Origin of the sequence: Arminella tubonensis (assembly GCF_003240585.1) — a bacterium.
GTDB lineage: Bacteria > Pseudomonadota > Alphaproteobacteria > Rhizobiales > Rhizobiaceae > Rhizobium > Rhizobium tubonense.
Map to the genome: position 1 here is coordinate 344739 of NZ_PCDP01000038.1, position 16278 is coordinate 361016.

General features: G+C 61.5%; 15 protein-coding genes. 10 read left to right on the forward strand and 5 right to left on the reverse strand.

Annotation, left to right across the window (positions count from 1 at the left end; translation table 11 throughout):
* Positions 1–9 precede the first annotated feature (9 nt).
* From CPY51_RS19145 to CPY51_RS19165, 5 genes are all read left to right on the forward strand, one after another.
* The gene (locus tag CPY51_RS19145; RefSeq protein WP_111161813.1) at positions 10–1392 is read left to right on the forward strand and encodes a dihydroorotase; all 1383 of its coding nucleotides are present in this window, start codon (positions 10–12) and stop codon (positions 1390–1392) included.
* Positions 1389–2678 (forward strand): Zn-dependent hydrolase, encoded by a 1290-nt coding sequence (locus CPY51_RS19150; protein WP_111161814.1) that lies wholly within the window; start codon positions 1389–1391, stop codon positions 2676–2678. Before CPY51_RS19145 ends, CPY51_RS19150 begins: the two co-directional genes overlap by 4 nt.
* Positions 2659–3759 carry a DUF917 domain-containing protein gene (locus CPY51_RS19155; protein ID WP_111161815.1) on the forward strand — a complete coding sequence of 367 codons (1101 nt, stop codon included), beginning with the start codon at positions 2659–2661 and terminating at the stop codon, positions 3757–3759. The genes CPY51_RS19150 and CPY51_RS19155 overlap by 20 nt, the downstream gene beginning before the upstream one ends.
* Positions 3760–3924: 165 nt before the next feature.
* Entirely contained in the window at positions 3925–5583 is a 1659-nt protein-coding gene (locus CPY51_RS19160) for a urocanate hydratase (protein WP_111161816.1), read from the forward strand.
* Between the two features lie 73 nt (positions 5584–5656).
* The gene (locus CPY51_RS19165; protein WP_111161817.1) at positions 5657–6340 is read left to right on the forward strand and encodes a spermidine synthase; all 684 of its coding nucleotides are present in this window, start codon (positions 5657–5659) and stop codon (positions 6338–6340) included.
* Here the strand turns inward: CPY51_RS19165 and CPY51_RS19170 are convergent.
* Both CPY51_RS19170 and CPY51_RS19175 read right to left on the reverse strand, forming a co-directional pair.
* Positions 6321–6764 (reverse strand): VOC family protein, encoded by a 444-nt coding sequence (locus CPY51_RS19170; RefSeq protein WP_111161818.1) that lies wholly within the window; start codon positions 6762–6764, stop codon positions 6321–6323. The two genes, CPY51_RS19165 and CPY51_RS19170, sit on opposite strands and share 20 nt — an antisense overlap.
* 11 nt (positions 6765–6775) lie before the next feature.
* Positions 6776–8053, reverse strand: a complete 1278-nt coding sequence (locus CPY51_RS19175; RefSeq protein ID WP_111161819.1) for an MFS transporter — start codon at positions 8051–8053, stop codon at positions 6776–6778.
* 96 nt (positions 8054–8149) lie between these two features.
* On the opposite strand from CPY51_RS19175, the gene CPY51_RS19180 reads away from it, so the two are divergent.
* Positions 8150–9028, forward strand: a complete 879-nt coding sequence (locus CPY51_RS19180) for a LysR family transcriptional regulator (protein WP_111161820.1) — start codon at positions 8150–8152, stop codon at positions 9026–9028.
* Positions 9029–9194: 166 nt separating this feature from the next.
* Positions 9195–10100 carry a hypothetical protein gene (locus CPY51_RS19185; RefSeq protein WP_244598721.1) on the forward strand — a complete coding sequence of 302 codons (906 nt, stop codon included), beginning with the start codon at positions 9195–9197 and terminating at the stop codon, positions 10098–10100.
* Positions 10101–10147: 47 nt separating this feature from the next.
* On the opposite strand, the gene CPY51_RS19190 is transcribed toward CPY51_RS19185, so the two are convergent.
* Positions 10148–11047 carry a LysR family transcriptional regulator gene (locus CPY51_RS19190; protein WP_111161821.1) on the reverse strand — a complete coding sequence of 300 codons (900 nt, stop codon included), beginning with the start codon at positions 11045–11047 and terminating at the stop codon, positions 10148–10150.
* A gap of 124 nt (positions 11048–11171) precedes the next feature.
* Here CPY51_RS19190 and CPY51_RS19195 point away from each other — a divergent pair, with 124 nt between their 5' ends.
* Positions 11172–11936: an SDR family oxidoreductase gene (locus CPY51_RS19195; protein WP_111161822.1), complete on the forward strand. Its 765-nt coding sequence runs from the start codon at positions 11172–11174 to the stop codon at positions 11934–11936.
* An 89-nt stretch (positions 11937–12025) separates the two neighbouring features.
* Here CPY51_RS19195 and CPY51_RS19200 read toward each other — a convergent pair whose 3' ends face one another.
* Positions 12026–12889, reverse strand: coding sequence for an NmrA family NAD(P)-binding protein (locus CPY51_RS19200; protein WP_111161823.1), 864 nt, complete (start codon positions 12887–12889; stop codon positions 12026–12028).
* 143 nt (positions 12890–13032) lie between these two features.
* Between CPY51_RS19200 and CPY51_RS19205 the strand changes: the two genes are divergently transcribed.
* Complete coding sequence (locus CPY51_RS19205) at positions 13033–13929, forward strand: LysR family transcriptional regulator (RefSeq protein ID WP_111161950.1); 897 nt, start codon at positions 13033–13035, stop codon at positions 13927–13929.
* 73 nt (positions 13930–14002) lie between these two features.
* On the forward strand, positions 14003–15214 hold the full coding sequence (gene coaBC, locus CPY51_RS19210; RefSeq protein WP_111161824.1) for a bifunctional phosphopantothenoylcysteine decarboxylase/phosphopantothenate--cysteine ligase CoaBC: 1212 nt from the start codon (positions 14003–14005) through the stop codon (positions 15212–15214).
* On the opposite strand, the gene CPY51_RS19215 is transcribed toward coaBC, so the two are convergent.
* Positions 15201–16019: a class II glutamine amidotransferase gene (locus CPY51_RS19215; RefSeq protein ID WP_111161825.1), complete on the reverse strand. Its 819-nt coding sequence runs from the start codon at positions 16017–16019 to the stop codon at positions 15201–15203. The genes coaBC and CPY51_RS19215 overlap by 14 nt on opposite strands.
* Positions 16020–16278: the final 259 nt, after the last annotated feature.

Sequence of the window (16278 nt, forward strand, 5' to 3'; positions counted from 1 at the left end):
GGGACAGACATGGCTGACTTCGATCTCGTGTTGCAGGGCACCGTCGTGCTGCCCAATCGAATCGTGGAAGCCGGCTATGTCGCGGTCCGCGCCGGGAAGATTGCAGAAATCGGCATTGGCGTCCCTCCTGCCGCTCGCGAACGTCATCTGCTCGGCAAGGCGCTGATCCTTCCGGGTGCAATCGATGCGCAAGTGCATTCGCTTTCGCAGAAAGACCAGGAGGATTTCATCTGGTCGACGCGGTCTGCCGCGGCGGGCGGCGTTACGACCATCGTCGACATGCCCTATGACGAGGGCAATCTCGTCTGCTCGGCCGAAGCCGTCGGGAGGAAAATCGACCATGCGAGCCCTCAGACCCGCGTCGACTTCGCGCTCTACGGCACTGTCGATCCCGAGGAAGGGCCTGCCCGCATCCTCGAAATGGTCGATGCCGGAGTTGCAGCGTTCAAATTTTCCACCTTCGGCACCGACCCGAAGCGCTTTCCGCGCATTCCCCCTGCCCTGCTGGAGGCCTGCTTTTCGGCGATCGCTCCGACCGGTCTGACCGCGGGCGTCCACAACGAGGACGACGAGGCGGTGCGGACCTATATCGACGCAACGAAGGCAAGCGGTATCACCGACTGGCGGGCTCATGGCATGTCCCGACCGCCGATCACCGAGCTGCTGGCGATGCACACGATCTTTGAAACCGGCGCTCAGACCGGCTGCCCGGCGCATGTGGTTCACTGCTCGCTCGGGCGCGGCTACGACATCGCCCGGGCTTACCGTCGCGACGGCTTTGAGGCGACGGTTGAATGCTGCATCCACTATCTGACGCTCGACGAGGAAAACGACGTCAAGCGGCTTGGCGGCAAGGCAAAGATCAATCCGCCGATACGCCCGCGCGCCGAGGTCGAAACGCTGTGGCGCAAGGTCGCTGAGGGCAATGTCTGGCTGGTCTCGACCGATCATGTCAGTTGGTCTGAAAACCGCAAGACCAACCCAGACATGCTGGCCAACGCATCCGGCGTTCCGGGGCTCGAGGTGATGGTGCCGCTATTCGTCAAGGGCTCCATCGAGCGCGGAATTTCACTCACCTGGGCGGCGAAGCTGATGGCGGAGAATCCGGCTAAGCATTTTCGGCTCGACCATTGCAAAGGCGCGCTCGAGATCGGCAAGGATGCCGATATCGTCGTGCTGACACCGGAAGAAACCATCTACGATGCCGCGGCCAGCGGCAATAATGTGGTCGGTTGGAGCCCTTACCAAGGGATTCGCCTGCCCTACAAGGTTTCTGCCACTTACCTGCGTGGCGCGCTCGCGTTCGACGGCTCCAAGGTCGTGTCCGAACCAGGCACCGGCAAATTCGTGCGCCCGCTGGCTAGAAGGATCATCGCCGGAGAGGCCGCATGAGCCGCAACCTGCCCGTCAACGCCGACCGCATCGCCTTGGACATCGACGCGCTTGCCGGGATCACCGAGCCGGGCCATCCCTGGACGCGGCGGGCCTTTTCGCCGCTGTTTCTTGAGGGGCGCCGGTATATCGAGGCGCGCATGAAGGCCGCCGGCCTTGAGACGCGCATCGATGCCGCGGGCAATCTCATTGGCCGTCGCGCAGGCGCCAAGCCCGGGCTCGGGACGATCACGGTCGGCTCGCACTCCGACACCGTTCCCGACGGCGGCCGCTTCGACGGTATTGCCGGCGTCATCTCGGCGCTCGAAGTTGCCCGCGCGCTTTCCGACCGCGACATCCAGCTCGACCATGATCTTGAGATCGTCGACTTCCTCGCCGAGGAAGTAAGCATTTTTGGCGTTTCCTGCATCGGCAGCCGCGGAATGACCGGTCAATTGCCCGAAGCGTGGCTTTCACGCGTCAGCGACGGCCGCGATCTTTCCAAGGGAATCCTCGAGGTCGGCGGCGATCCGTCTGCCCTGCTCACCCAAAAGCGACCGGATATCGCTGGCTTCCTCGAGCTTCACATCGAGCAGGGACCGGTGCTGGAGGCGGAAGGCAAGGACGTGGGCATAGTGACGGCTATCGCTGGCATCACCCGGATCGAGGTCACCGTCGAAGGCCGTGCCGACCATGCCGGCACAACGCCGATGGACCGAAGGGCCGACGCGCTGGTGGCGGCTTCGCAACTGGTGCTCGACATTCGCGCTGCGGCGATGGAGCACGCGAGAACGCCCGGTCACTTCGCGGCAACCGTCGGCGAATTCCGGATCGAGCCGAACGCGGCAAATGTCGTGCCTTCGAAGGTAGTGTTGCTGATCGACGGGCGCGCGGAGATTCGAAGCGACATGGAAGCGTTCTGCCAATGGCTGGACGGACATGTAGTCACGCTGGCAGCCGAACACGGGGTCTCGATCAAGCCGCCACTGCGAGTCTCTGATAATTTGCCGACGCCTGGCGATCTTGGCCTGCTCGATACACTCGAACAGGCATGCGACACCGTCGGCGCCCGGCATCGGCGCATGGCCTCGGGCGCGGGGCACGATACGGCCTGGATCGCCAAGGTGGCGCCGGCTGCGATGATCTTCGTGCCTTGCAGGGAAGGCCGCAGCCACTCGGCGGACGAATGGGCTGAGAACGACGATATCGCGCTTGGGGCCGCGGTGCTCTTCGAAGCGGTCTGCGACATGGACAAGTCACTTTCGAACATCATCCAGGAGAAGCCAGATGGGACGCATACTCGTTGAGAAAGACGTCGAGGCAGCCGTCAGGGGTGGCTCCGTCTACGCTGCCGGCGGTGGCGGCTGGGCAGATCACGGCCGGATGCTCGGTTGCGCCGCGGTCAATGTCGGCAAGCCGGAGCTCGTCTCCATCGATGAGCTTGATGATCAGGACTGGATCGCGACGGCGGCCGCCATCGGCGCGCCGGCCTCGACCACGCCCTGGGAGATGCAGGGCATCGATTATGTCAAGGCCGTGCAGCTTTTGCAGGAAGAGCTTGGCGAAAAGCTTACCGGGCTAATCATCGGCCAGAACGGCCGCTCATCCACACTCAACGGCTGGCTTCCCTCGGCTATCCTTGGCACCAAAGTCGTCGATGCCGTCGGCGATATCCGCGCGCACCCGACCGGCGACATGGGCTCAATCGGCATGGCCGGATCGCCGGAGCAGATGATCCAGACCGCCGTCGGCGGCAATCGCGCTGAAAACCGATATATCGAGCTGGTCGTAAAAGGTGCCACGGCGAAGATATCGCCGATCCTGCGGGCCGCATCCGACCAATCGGGCGGCTTCATCGCCAGCTGCCGTAATCCGCTGCGGGCATCTTACGTACGCACCCATGCTGCGCTTGGCGGGATTTCCATGGCACTGGCGCTAGGTGAAGCGATCATCGCTGCGGAGAAAAAGGGCAGTGCTGCCATCATCGATGCGATCTGCAAGACGACGGGCGGGCATATTCTTGCCGAAGGGGTCATTACCAGCAAGGCGGTTGTCTATACCAAGGAGGCTTTCGATATCGGAACGATCTCGGTCGGTTCGGGTGAGAAGGCCGTCACGATGCATGTCATGAACGAATACATGGCTGTCGATGATTCCTCGGGCAAGCGCGTTGCTACCTTCCCCTCTGTTATCACGACCCTCTCGCCCGAAGGGGAGCCGCTCAGCGTCGGACAGTTGCACGAGGGCATGAATGTCCTGATCCTTCATGTGCCGAAGGAGATCATCCCGCTCTCGGCAAGCGTTCTCGACCCAACGGTTTATCCATCCGTTGAGAAGGCGATGGGCATCGAGATCGCCAAATATGTTTTTAGTTCACCCTCCCCTTGATGGGGAGGGTCGGCACGAAGTGCCGGGGTGGGGTGATCTTTTGCGACATCCAAAAGTCACCCCCACCCGCAGCTTCGCTGCGACCTCCCCCATCAAGGGGGAGGTATGAGTGGCGAGTTCGTGCCAGGCAATTACTCCACGTTTTAACGAGCAAGGACCAAGACCATGCCGAAAGCCAATCCACGTCATCCGAATTTTCCCATTCCGGGCGGTCCGGCGTTGCGCGCCAAGGGCTGGCGGCAGGAGGCGCTGCTTCGGTTGCTGGAGAACGTGCTGGCGGTCGGGGAGGATCCCGACAACTTGATCGTATACGCGGCTCTTGGAAAGGCGGCGCGCAACTGGGCGGCGCATAAGGCGATCGTCAAGGCGCTGACCGAGATGGATGAGGACCAGACGCTGCTGATCCAGTCCGGCAAGCCGATCGGGCTGGTAAAGACCCATTCGAAAGCGCCGCTGGTGATCATGGCCAACTGCAATATCGTCGGTCAATGGGCGAAGGCTGAGGTCTTCTACGAGCTGCAGCGCAAGGGTCTGATCTGCTGGGGTGGACTGACGGCGGGTGCCTGGCAATATATCGGCAGCCAGGGCGTGATCCAGGGCACCTACGAAATCTTCATGCGCATCGCCGAGCGTCGTTTCGGCGGCGATCTGCACGGCCGTTTCGTGCTGACGGCAGGTCTCGGCGGCATGGGCGGTGCGCAGCCTTTGGCCGGACGCATGGCGGGTGCGGCAATCCTCTGCATCGACATCGACGCAGAGCGTGCCCGAAAGCGGCAGCAGATCGGCTATCTCCAGGAGATCGCCCCGGACCTCGATTCGGCGCTTGCAATGATCGACGCCGCGGTCAAGGACAAGCGCGCGCTTTCGGTGGGACTTGTCGGCAACGCGGCGGAGATCTATCCCGAGATCGCCCGGCGGGGCATCGTCCCCGACGTCGTCACGGACCAGACATCGGCTCACGATCTCGTCTACGGCTATGTACCGAAGGGCATGACCCTCGAGCAGGTGAAGGGTCTTCGCGACGATGGCCAGGGGCAATTGATGGCTGCCAGCCGCGCCTCGATCGTCGAACACGTCAAGGCGATGCTCGACTTCCAGAAGAAGGGTGCCGAAGTCTTCGACAATGGCAACCTGATCCGGACGCAGGCAAAGGAAGGCGGCGTTGCCAATGCCTTCGATATTCCCATTTTCACAGAGGCATATCTGCGGCCGCTATTTGCCCGCGCTATCGGCCCGTTTCGCTGGATGGCGCTGTCGGGCGAGGAAAGCGACATCGCGCGCATCGACGACCTGCTGCTCGAGATGTTTCCCGACAACAAGATCATCACCAACTGGATCAGGCTTGCCCGAGAGCACGTGCCCTTCGAGGGACTGCCGGCGCGGATCGCCTGGCTTGGCCACGGCGAGCGGACATCGCTTGCCCGCCGGGTCAACGAGCTGGTGGCGAGCGGCGAGCTGAAGGGCCCTGTCGCCTTTTCGCGCGACCATCTCGACGCCGGAGCGATGGCACACCCAAATATCATGACGGAGCGGATGAAAGACGGTTCCGACGCCATAGCCGACTGGCCGCTGATCGACGCTATGATGCTCTGTTCATCGATGGCCGACCTTGTGGTCGTTCATTCCGGCGGTGGCGGCTATGCCGGCTACATGACGAGCTGCGGCGTGACCGTCGTTGCGGATGGCACTGAGGCCGCCGACGAACGGCTCGACCATGCGCTCACCAACGACACAGCACTTGGTGTCATGCGCTATGCAGATGCCGGCTACGAGGACGCCCTTGATGAAGTCGAGAAGAAGAACGTGCCTTACATCAGGCTCTGATGAAGCGGCTGTTCTTCTCGGCAGCCGGAGGATATGGTTGGGGCAAATTTCTCAATGATTTGAAGAGACGCCCGTGATCCCCTGGTCCCTGCTCGATACCGCGAAAATTCCTGGCGGAGGCGGTGAGCTGCGCCTGAAGCAGCGTGGCCAGGAGTTTTCAATCATGCTCGGAACCAACGAGCTGATGAACAGCCGCCTCAGCGGCTCCGAGCAGGCACTTGCCACGCTCGCCTGCGGGAAGCTCGGCGGCCGACCGAGCCCGCATGTCCTGATCGGCGGGTTGGGCATGGGCTTCACCCTACGCGCCGCCCTCGGAGTGCTTGGCGCCGATAGCAGGATCGCAGTCGCGGAATTGGTGCCAGCCGTCGTCGCCTGGGCGCGGGGGCCTATGGCCGCGGTGTTCGGAAACAGTCTCAACGACCCGCGTGTCATCATCCACGAGGGGGATGTCGGGCTGCTGATCCGTTCCGGCACGGCTGCCTACGATGCGATCCTGCTCGATGTCGACAATGGTCCCGACGGAATTACCCACGCAGCCAATGACGGACTTTACGACCTTGAGGGCCTTGGAGCTGCTTGGCGGGCACTTCGCCCGGGCGGCGTTCTCGCGGTTTGGTCATCGGGCCCGGATGCGAAATTCACCAAGCGATTGAGGGAAGTCGGCTTTGTCGCCGAGGAGGTCGGCGTTCGTGCGAACGGCAAGCGTGGCGGCGCCCGGCACGTGATCTGGCTCGCGGTCAAGACCGGGCGTTCATAGCGTCGACAGGCGATGCAGCGGTGTCGCCGCGTTCGCCCGGCGTGACATAGTTGGACAGCTCCACGAGGTTCTGGTCCGGGTCGCGGAAATAGACCGAGCTGATTTGACCCATTGCGCCGGTGCGTTCCACCGGCCCTTGCTCGATCGGCACAGCCATCGCCTCAAGATGGGCAATGATCGCATCGAGCGGCGTCTCGGCTATGAAACAGAGGTCGGCGGAACCAGGTGTCGGGCGCATGGCCTTCGGCTCGAATTCATGTCCGGCCTGATGCAGGTTGATTTTCTGGCTGCCGAAGCTCAGTGCCTTGCGCCCCTCGCCAAAGGTCTCGACGGTCATACCGAGTACGCCGCTGTAAAACTCGCAGCTCTCTTCGATGCTGGCAACAGTCAGCACCAGATGATCGAGACGATCGATACGGATCATTTCCTTCTCCCTCACCGGCTCGCGAGCCTGGCAACACCGAGTGCGGCGACAAGGCAGCCGGCCAGCAGCACCAGGATGAAGGTGACCACGGCGGACCAGCCGTCGGCAAGCCAAAAATAGCCGCCGAGCGAACCGGCGATGCTGGAGCCGAGGTAGTAAGCCAGCAGGTAGAGCGAGGAGGCATGGCCCTTGGTATCGCGGGCGAGCCTTCCGACGAGGGCGCTGGCGACCGAATGGGTGGCGAAGAAGCCGATCGTCACCAGGACGATGCCGAGGATGATCAACGGCAGCGACGAGGACAGCGTTACCGCGGCGCCTGCAGCTGCAATCAGGATGCCTGCACGCATGACCGCGAAATGACCGACGCGATCACCCAGGCTGCCCGCGGCCCAGGAAGCGGCGATGCCGAAGAGATAGGCGGTGAAGATCAGTCCCAGCTCCGTCTGCGTGAGATTGAAGGGTGCTGCGACCAACCGGAACCCGGCATAGTTATAGACCGTGACGAAGGCGCCCATCGCCAGGAAACCGATGGTAAAGAGCAGCGGCAAAGCCGGGTTTCTGACGTGACCGAGCCACGCCTTCAGATGGAAGCCGGCATTGAAGTCCTTGCGGGGCACGAAATTGCGCGACGGCGGCAGTAGCAACATGAAACCGATTGCAGTCAGCAGGCCGAGAACGCCGACCGCGGCGAGCGCGGGGCGCCATGAAAGATATTCGGCGATAGCGCCGGTGACGACGCGCCCGGCCATGCCACCGAAGGCGTTGCCGGCTATATAAAGTCCCATGGAGGCGCCGAGCCCGCGGGGATCAATTTCCTCGGCCAAGTAGGTCATGGCCACCGCCGGCACGCCGCCGAGCAGGAACCCTTCGAGTGCGCGGATCACCAGCAACAGATGCCAATTCGGCACCAGCGAACAGGCGATGGTGCAAAGTGCCGCGCCCATCAGCGAAACGAACATCAGGCTTCGGCGGCCAAAGCCTTCGGACACTGCCGCTGCGCAGAAGATGGCAAAGGCAAGGAACCCGGTCGACAGCGATAGGGACAATGAACTTGCCGCAGGGCTGACGCTGAAATCATGGGCAAAAATCGGCATTAGCGGCTGGACGCAATAGAGTAGGGAGAAGGTCGAGAAGCCGGAAAGAAACAGTGCGAAACTGGCGCGCTTATAGGCGGGTGTGCCTCGCGTCAGGAACTGCCTGGCAACCACGGAGGCTTGCGTCGCGACGATCTTCAGATCGGGGCCGTCAATGGAGGTCGAAATTTCGGCTTGCTGGGCGGCACTGGACATGGGGTACACAACCTTTCCTGCCCTCCGATCTAGTCAAGTGGCCATCATTTGTCCAATATATGAAACAGGCGATTGCAATAGCTTTTGGAGATATCGATGGAACTGCGTCATCTCAGGTATTTCCTGGCGCTTGCCGACGAGGGAAATTTTACCCGCGCAGCAGCGACGCTCGGCATCGGCCAACCGCCGCTGAGCCAACAGATCCGTGATCTAGAAAACGAGGTTGGCGCGCAGCTTTTCCATCGCGTGCCTCACGGCGCAGAACTGACGGCCGCAGGGACGGCTTTCCTGCCCGAGGCAAAGGCTGCCGTCTCGGCGGCGGGAAGGGCCAAGGTCGCGGCGCAGCGCGCCAATCGCGGCGAGATCGGGCGTCTCTCGCTGGGCTTCACGGCATCCTCGGCCTTCAACACGGTCGTCAGCGCGACGATCCGCGAATATCGAAGGAGGTGGCCGGAGGTGCGGCTTTCGTTGACGGAAATGAATACCAACTTGCTGATGGAGCGCTTGATACGCGGCGAGATCGATGCGGCGTTCATCCGTCCGGGGCTCGAAGACCCGAGGGATGTACGGCTGAAACGGCTAGCCGACGAGCCGATGCTGCTCGCTCTCCCCGCCGGGCATGCGCTGGCAAAGCTTGCGCAAGTGCCGCTGTCGGCGCTTGCGACAGAGCCATTCATTCTCTTTCCGCGCGTCGTCGGTCTCAGTCTCTATGACGATATCGCCGCCGCCTGCCGCAATGCCGGTTTCGAACTTGTGGTAGCGCAGGAGGCGCCGCAAATCCCGTCCGTCGTCAATCTCGTCGCCGCCAATCTCGGCGTCTCCATCGTCCCTGCCTCGATCGCGCAGATCAAGCTCGATGGGGTCGCCTATCGTCCGATAGAGGGGCCGCCGCTGGTAGCGCGGCTGGGTCTCGCGATCCTGAAAGCGCTGCGAGCGCCGGTTACCGACAATCTGATGAGCCTGCTCAAAGACTGAGATTCACAGGATTTTACGGTGCCTTCTCAGATGCCCTCGAATAACGATTTGCCGCCACAATAATCTCGTATATTTATCAGCCAACAATAATTGCATTCTAGCAGCTGTTAAAGAAGAAGCCCTTTTTCCGCGCGAAATTGCCATTTAGTGATTGAGAAAGTTCGAAATGCCCTCCCCCGATAAGAATGTCGGAACGCTGAAGAAGCGGCACGGCGTCATTTTTCAACTCATTCTGAAACGAATTGCCAGTCGGGTGCTGAAGTCGGCGAAAACCGGCGCCAAGGAAATGGCGGTATTTTCCGGCAGCATCATCGGTGACCTACCGGTCCCCGCGAACGGATCCGACGTATTGCTGGCAGCCTGCAACGACGCCTATTTTCGACTGTTCGCATTGGATCTGATCCAGTCGATCGAGCTTCTGGGCGCACCCCAGGCCGTTCACATCCATCTTCTCGATCCCTCCGATGACGTTATTCGCGAGGCAGAGAGCCTGCGGAGCAGCCTCAAATCAGTGAAGCTGACTTTTACGGCCGATCCGTGCGCGCTGGCGCGCAATCTTCCGCATCGCCAGGTCTACTACACTGCGGCGCGCTTTCTTCTCGCGCCGCTGATTTTAAAGGCCGGCGCGAAACGCCTGCTCATCATCGATGTCGATGCCGTGATGAACCGTTCGCCGTGGGCACTGTTCGGTGCGCAGACGTCGGCAAGCAGCGGTGGCTTTATTTTCAGGCGGGATATGAAACGCCCCTGGTTCAAGGTGCTGGCTTCCGCGGTTTTCTACAATGACTCACCGCAATCCATCGGTCTTTGCGATGCGCTCGCTCGAAGCCTTGCGGCAACATTCAAATACAGACCGAAATACCATATCGATCAGATCCTGCCTTATTTCGTTTGCACCTTTGCAAAACGTGACGTTCCGAATTTTGAAACGTTCGATATCCCATCAAATATTATGGGATACGGATATGAGGCCGACGCGGCTTTCTGGACCGTGAAGGGAAAATCGAACATCGATCGCTTCCTGACGGAAAGAAGCAAACTGCTCGATAGCACCGTTGCCGCTGCGATCTAGGCAAACGTGAAGCCGGCGTCCTGCACGACAGCAAGAAGCCTTTGCGCTCATGGCTCCCAATAAGGCGGATCGCCAAAGGCCTTTTTCAAATGATCAGCGATCGCACGCAGCTTGGCTGAAGGATGCCGTCCTTCGGGATGCGCCATGTAGATGAATTCGTCATCCGGATGAAATCCGACATCGATTGCGGTGAGTAGGCCAGCGCTGATGGCCGGGCCGGCAATAAAGGCCGGTAGCAGTGCGATGCCAAGGCCGGCGAGCGCTGCGTCGCGGATCATATCGCCATTGTTGACCCGAAGGCCAAGGCGGGCGCGGATCAGCACCGGTCCGTCCGGCCCCTGGAAGCGCCAGTCGGCCACACCGCGATTGGTATAGAAGATACCGCGATGGCCATCGAGTTCGGCCAACGAGCGCGGCGTGCCGTTGCGCGCCAGATAGTCCGGCGATGCGGTGAGGACGCGGCGGCTTTTGGCCAGCTTCCAGGCAACGAGACGGCTATCCGCGATCGCCCCATGCCGGACAATGGCATCGTAGCCATCCGACGCAGGGTCGACGCGACGGTCGTCGAGATCGAGCGAGAGCTCGATGTCAGGATGCTCGGCAAGGAAGGGATAGAGCGCGGGGCCGAGATGCATTCGCCCGAAGGTGACGGGCGCCGCGATCCGCAAAGGACCGGCGAGCGTTCCGCGGCGCTCGGCCATGTCGCTGGCGGCGTCTTCAATCTCGCGAACGATGCGCGTCGCCCGCTCCAGGAAGGCAATGCCGTCTTCCGTCAGAGTGAGTTTGCGTGTCGTGCGATGGAGAAGCGTCGCGCCCAGCGTTCGTTCCATCTCGGCAAGGCGCTCGCTGACGACGGACTTCGAAAGGCGCAGCCGGCGCGCTGCTTCGCTGATCGAACCCGCCTCGGCGACGGCGACAAATGCCGCTATTCCCTCGATCTTCATCATCGTTCGGTGATTCCGAATTTCAGTTCCACTATTTGCACACTAACCCGAACGACAAGGGCGTACCATTCTCTAGTCATTCAATGGGCAGCGGATCGGCCGCGCCCGTCATCTGAAGGAGAATAAAATGGGACGTTTATCCGGAAAAGTGGCTGTCATCACCGGCGCGAGCGCAGGCATCGGTCGCGCAACTGCAAAATTGTTTGCCGCTGAGGGTGCCAAAGTCATTGTCGGGGCTCGCCGACAGGCCGAACTCGACAGCCTCGTCGCCGAGATCGAGTCAGACGGCGGCAAGGCCGTAGCACTTGCCGGCGACGTGCGCTCTGAAGACTACAACAAGGCGCTCGTAGCGCTTGCCGTCGAACGCTTCGGTAAGCTCGACGTCGCCTTCAACAATGCAGGCACACTCGGCGAAGCAGGCCCCAGCACCGGTGTTTCCGAAGACGGTTGGAACGAGGCAATCTCGATCAACCTGACCGCGTCCTTTCTCGGCGCCAAACATCAGATCGGCGAAATGATCAAGCATGGCGGCGGGTCGGTAATCTTCACCTCGACCTTTGTCGGTTACAGTTTCGCATTTCCAGGCGTTGCCGCCTATGCCGCCAGCAAATCAGGGCTTATCGGCCTAACACAGGCTCTGGCCGCCGAGTTCGGCTCTCAGAACGTCCGCGTCAACGCGATCCTCCCAGGCGCTGTCGAGACCAGCATGTACCGCGAAATGAACGACACCGCCGACAAGCAGGCGTTCATCACCAACCTGCATGCGCTGAAGCGCGTGGCAAGCCCGGAAGAAATCGCCCGCTCGGTGCTCTATTTTGCCTCCGACGATTCGAGCTTCGTCACCGGCACGGCATCGCTGGTCGACGGCGGCGCTTCGATCACCAGGACCTAGGGCAAAGCAAAGGCAAAGGCGCACCCACTATTCTTTGTCGAGTTCTTGATAGCGCAGCCCGGCCTAAAGGCCGAGCTGCGTAGCCAGTTCTATGCGCGCCGGACGAGACGAAGAAGTGCCGTTTCCAGTCCCGTCTTACCTTTCACCGATGCCGCTTCGCCGCCTTCGAATTCGATCCAGCCTTCGTTGAAGCCGTCCAGCATGCGCATGCGTGGCGCTGGGTTTTTCATACCCTGCGACAGGAAGAGAGCTTCCCACGTTTCGCGGGCGACCGGCTCTGCGCTTATGGGCTTGCCAAGGATTTGCGCGAAGGCTGCGGCCAGTTCGAGTGGGCTGACCCGCGCCGGCCCTTCGAGTTCAACGACGCGCTGGCCGGTCCAATCTTCCTGAAGCATCTTTGCGCCGAGCGCGCCGATGTCTTCGACGGCGACCATCGGAAAGCGCTTGTCGAGCGGCTGGAGGAAGCTTGAAATGGTCCCGTTTTCCCTGGCGGGTCCGACATCCCACGCAGCATTTTCGATGAACCAGGCGGCGCGCAGGAAAGCGATGGGCATCGACAGTTCGGCCAATTCACGCTCGACTAGCCCGAGCTGACTCAGAAGGTTCGGCTCCGTCGCCTGCGCGCCAATGGTCGAGAGGCAGACGACCTTTTTAGGCCTCGCTGCTTCTAGCGCAGTCTTTAGCGCCGCGATGACTGCGCGGGTTTCGGGGAAGCCCGGCGTCGGATCGAATGTCGGCGGTATCAGGACGAAAACGGTCTCCGCACCGGTGAAAGCGGCAGTGAGCGCTCTCGCATCCGTCATTTCGGCCAGGGCCAGTTCGCAGCCGCGCTCTTTCCAGACGGCACCTTTCTCGCGGTTGCGGACGACGGCGCGGACGGACAAACCCTCGGTGAGGAGGTTGTTGGCGACGCTGCCGCCGACCTGGCCGGTAATTCCTGTGATGGCAAACATGGCGGATCTCCTTCGTAGATTTGCGCGGCAAGCGACATGTCGCCGCGCTTGTTTTCATTTCGAGGACATCATGATTGCGAAAGACCTTTGACTAAAGTGCGCTTCCGTCACATGATTGGTGACTCGAAATCATGGATCATGCGATGTTCGATGGGCGATTGTTGAACGGGGTGGGCGTGCTGGCGGCAGTCATCGAGAGCGGCAGCTTCGTGCGTGCCGCGGATGCGCTGGGGCTTACGCCCTCCGGTGTCAGTCGGGCGATATCGCGGCTCGAGGCGCGCGTCGGCGTTCGCCTGCTAGAGCGGACCACGAGGTCGGTGGGCCTCACCGATGAGGGCCGGCGTTTCTATACGCAGGTGGCACCGCTCCTCGGCGGCATAGAGGAGGCGGCTGTCGCCGCGGCGGGCGCGGCCGAGCTGGTGCGCGGACGGCTGCGCGTCAACGCCGATCCATATTTCTCGAGACTGCTACTCGGGCCACGGCTCGGCGAATTCCTGGATCGCCATGCAGACCTGCAGCTCGAAGTGCTGACGCGCAACGAGATCGGCGAACTCGTCGCCGACGGCATGGATGTGGCCATTCGCTTCGGCGAGCCACCACAGACCTCGTTGATTGCACGACAACTACTGGCGACCCGAGTGGTAACGGTCGCGGCGCCCTCATACGTCGAGAGATATGGCCGGCCCAAGGTGCCACAGGATTTGACGGAGCATACCTGCATCCAGTTTCAGGACTCGCTCACCGGCAGGCCCTTCGAATGGGAATTTCGCAGGGCGGGCGAGACTATCCTGATCGAAACGCGTAGCCGGCTTCTGGTCAACGATGCGGGTACGACGTTGGCGACCTTGTTTGCAGGCGTCGGCATCGCCCAGGTGTTCGAACTCGGTATCAAGGAGCAGCTGCGGAACGGAGAGCTGATCGACCTTTTCCCGGACTGGCCGGACGAAACCTTCCCGCTTTATGCCTTTTATCCTTCGCGACGCCATCTGCCTGCCAAGGTTCGCGCATTCATCGACTTCTGTGTCGAAGTGGTCGGATGAGCGAGGCCTGATTGCATGTTGTGCGCCAAAGGCTTAGGCTCGGGCCCGGTCCAGCAGGCGACGGGTTCAAGCCATGGTTCTCTCGGGGAAACGTATTCTTCTCATCATTTCCGGCGGCATCGCGGCCTATAAGAGCCTCGACCTCATCCGCCGCTTGCGCGAGCGTGGCGCATCCGTGCGGCCGGTAATGACATCGGGCGCGCAGGAATTCATCACGCCGCTTGCCGTCGGCGCCCTTGCTGCCGATCATGTGTTCACCGATCTCTTTTCGCGGCAGGACGAACAGGATATCGGCCATATCAGGCTGGTGCGGGATTGCGACCTGATACTGATCGCTCCAGCGACCGCCGATCTTCTGGCAAAAATGGCAAACGGGCTTGCCGACGACCTGGCCTCGACCGTGCTGCTCGCCACCGACCGCCCCGTGCTTGCGGCACCCGCGATGAACCCGAGAATGTGGGTGCACCCGGCCACAAAGCGCAATTTCGAGAGATTGAAAAGCGATGGCATCCGATTCATCGGGCCGATGTCCGGCGAGATGGCGGAAGGCGGGGAAGCAGGCAAGGGCCGGATGGCCGAACCGCTGGAGATCGTTGCTGCTGCCGAAGTGCTCCTTAGCGACGCGCCGAGACCGCTCACCGGGCGAAAGGCGATCGTCACGTCGGGGCCGACACACGAACCGATCGATCCCGTCCGCTATATTGCCAACCGCTCCTCGGGGCGGCAGGGCCATGCGATTGCTGCGGCGCTGGCAGCGCTCGGCGCCGATGTGACGCTGGTGTCCGGTCCGGTATCGATCCCGGATCCCATCGGCGTGAACGTCATCCATGTCGAACGGGCAGACGAGATGCGCGATGCCGTGCTTGCAGCCCTTCCGGCCGACATCGCGGTCATGGTGGCTGCGGTCGCCGACTGGCGCGTAGCCTCCGCGTCGGACCAGAAGCTGAAGAAGCATCCGGGCGAGTCCATTCCGACCCTTGCTCTCACCGAGAACACCGACATCCTCAAGACCATCGGACATCACACGATGCGGCCGAAACTGGTGATCGGCTTTGCCGCGGAGACGCAGGATGTCGAAGGCAATGCGCGCGCCAAGCTCGATCGCAAGGGCGCGGATATGATCGTCGCCAACGACGTGTCGCCTTCGACCGGCATCATGGGCGGCACGCGCAACAGCGTGAAGCTAATCAGCCGGAATGGCGCCGAGCAGTGGCCCGACCTTGCCAAGGACGAAGTGGCAAAACGGCTGGCCGCGCTGATTGCGGATCGTTTCAGGCAGGGATAGCGATTACCGCGGACTTCGCAATCGCCCGCTTTTCCGGCTGGAAAACAGCAACATCGACCCCTGCTGCCGTTACGGTGACTGCGCTGCCGTTAGGGATCTCGGCCCAGCTGTCGACGTCGTCGTTCAACGGCTCGGAGACAAGGCAATAGCCCTGGCCGTTGCCCATTGGCGCTGCGTACAGCGTCGGAGCCTTGCTGTCAGTGGCATAGCGGATGGCATAGAGCGCCTTGCCGTCCGAGAAGGCGGCTGTGAAGCGCAACAGCGCCGACCCAGTTACATGTTCGGCCAGGCCTTCGACAAAGCTGATCGTCTCAGCCATCGCCGCCATCGGCATCTGGCAAAGGCCGAACTGCAGGGCGAGCAAGAAGAGCAATTCGGAATCCGTCGTGCCGGTACGAGCGTTGAACAGTTCGTCGTCGAGCATGGCTTCCATTGGGCGGCGAAGACGCTCGAAATCGGCGACCTGGCCATTATGCATGAAGGACCAGTTGCCCTGGACGAAGGGATGGCAATTATCGCGTCGCGTGCCGCCGCCGGTCGCAGCGCGGACGTGGGCGAGGAACAGCGGCGAACGGATCTGCCGCGCCAGGCTCTTGAGATTGCAGTCGGACCACGCGGGCAGGACGTCGCGGTATCTGCCGGGCTCCGGCCGATCGCCGTACCAGGCGATGCCGAAACCATCACCGTTGGTCGCGGTTTTTGCCCGAGTGGCGCAATGAGATTGCTCGATCAGGGAATGGGCCGGCGAAGATACGAGCTCCTCCAGATAGAGGGGATCTCCGCGATAAGCTGCCCAACGACACATTTTTCTCTCACTCCGGTTCCCGCTTTAACTCCGGCGGGAGAATGTCGAAATCAAGGAAGATTGTTGAACGGAATGGGTAATAAAAACTTAATTTTCCGCCTGATGAGACAAATCATTACAGATTCTTGACCGTTCGTCAGATCACAATTTCGCAATGCAGCATTTTCTTTTGTGAACAGTGCGTATCCGACGCGCGGCTTCGTGTCGGGAGCGGGATGATTATATTGGCGATCAAGTGAACCCGCCGAGAGGACCCGCA

Bases quoted from the DNA above. Each gene is read 5' to 3' on its own strand.
- CPY51_RS19170 (WP_111161818.1), bottom strand. From the start codon at position 6,764: ATGATCCGTATCGATCGTCTCGATCATCTGGTGCTGACTGTTGCCAGC.
- CPY51_RS19190 (WP_111161821.1), bottom strand. From the start codon at position 11,047: ATGATGAAGATCGAGGGAATAGCGGCATTTGTCGCCGTCGCCGAGGCG.
- coaBC (WP_111161824.1), top strand. From the start codon at position 14,003: ATGGTTCTCTCGGGGAAACGTATTCTTCTCATCATTTCCGGCGGCATC.
- CPY51_RS19160 (WP_111161816.1), top strand. From the start codon at position 3,925: ATGCCGAAAGCCAATCCACGTCATCCGAATTTTCCCATTCCGGGCGGT.
- CPY51_RS19200 (WP_111161823.1), bottom strand. From the start codon at position 12,889: ATGTTTGCCATCACAGGAATTACCGGCCAGGTCGGCGGCAGCGTCGCC.
- CPY51_RS19145 (WP_111161813.1), top strand. From the start codon at position 10: ATGGCTGACTTCGATCTCGTGTTGCAGGGCACCGTCGTGCTGCCCAAT.
- CPY51_RS19205 (WP_111161950.1), top strand. From the start codon at position 13,033: ATGTTCGATGGGCGATTGTTGAACGGGGTGGGCGTGCTGGCGGCAGTC.
- CPY51_RS19175 (WP_111161819.1), bottom strand. From the start codon at position 8,053: ATGTCCAGTGCCGCCCAGCAAGCCGAAATTTCGACCTCCATTGACGGC.
- CPY51_RS19150 (WP_111161814.1), top strand. From the start codon at position 1,389: ATGAGCCGCAACCTGCCCGTCAACGCCGACCGCATCGCCTTGGACATC.
- CPY51_RS19155 (WP_111161815.1), top strand. From the start codon at position 2,659: ATGGGACGCATACTCGTTGAGAAAGACGTCGAGGCAGCCGTCAGGGGT.
- CPY51_RS19215 (WP_111161825.1), bottom strand. From the start codon at position 16,019: ATGTGTCGTTGGGCAGCTTATCGCGGAGATCCCCTCTATCTGGAGGAG.
- CPY51_RS19180 (WP_111161820.1), top strand. From the start codon at position 8,150: ATGGAACTGCGTCATCTCAGGTATTTCCTGGCGCTTGCCGACGAGGGA.
- CPY51_RS19185 (WP_244598721.1), top strand. From the start codon at position 9,195: ATGCCCTCCCCCGATAAGAATGTCGGAACGCTGAAGAAGCGGCACGGC.
- CPY51_RS19195 (WP_111161822.1), top strand. From the start codon at position 11,172: ATGGGACGTTTATCCGGAAAAGTGGCTGTCATCACCGGCGCGAGCGCA.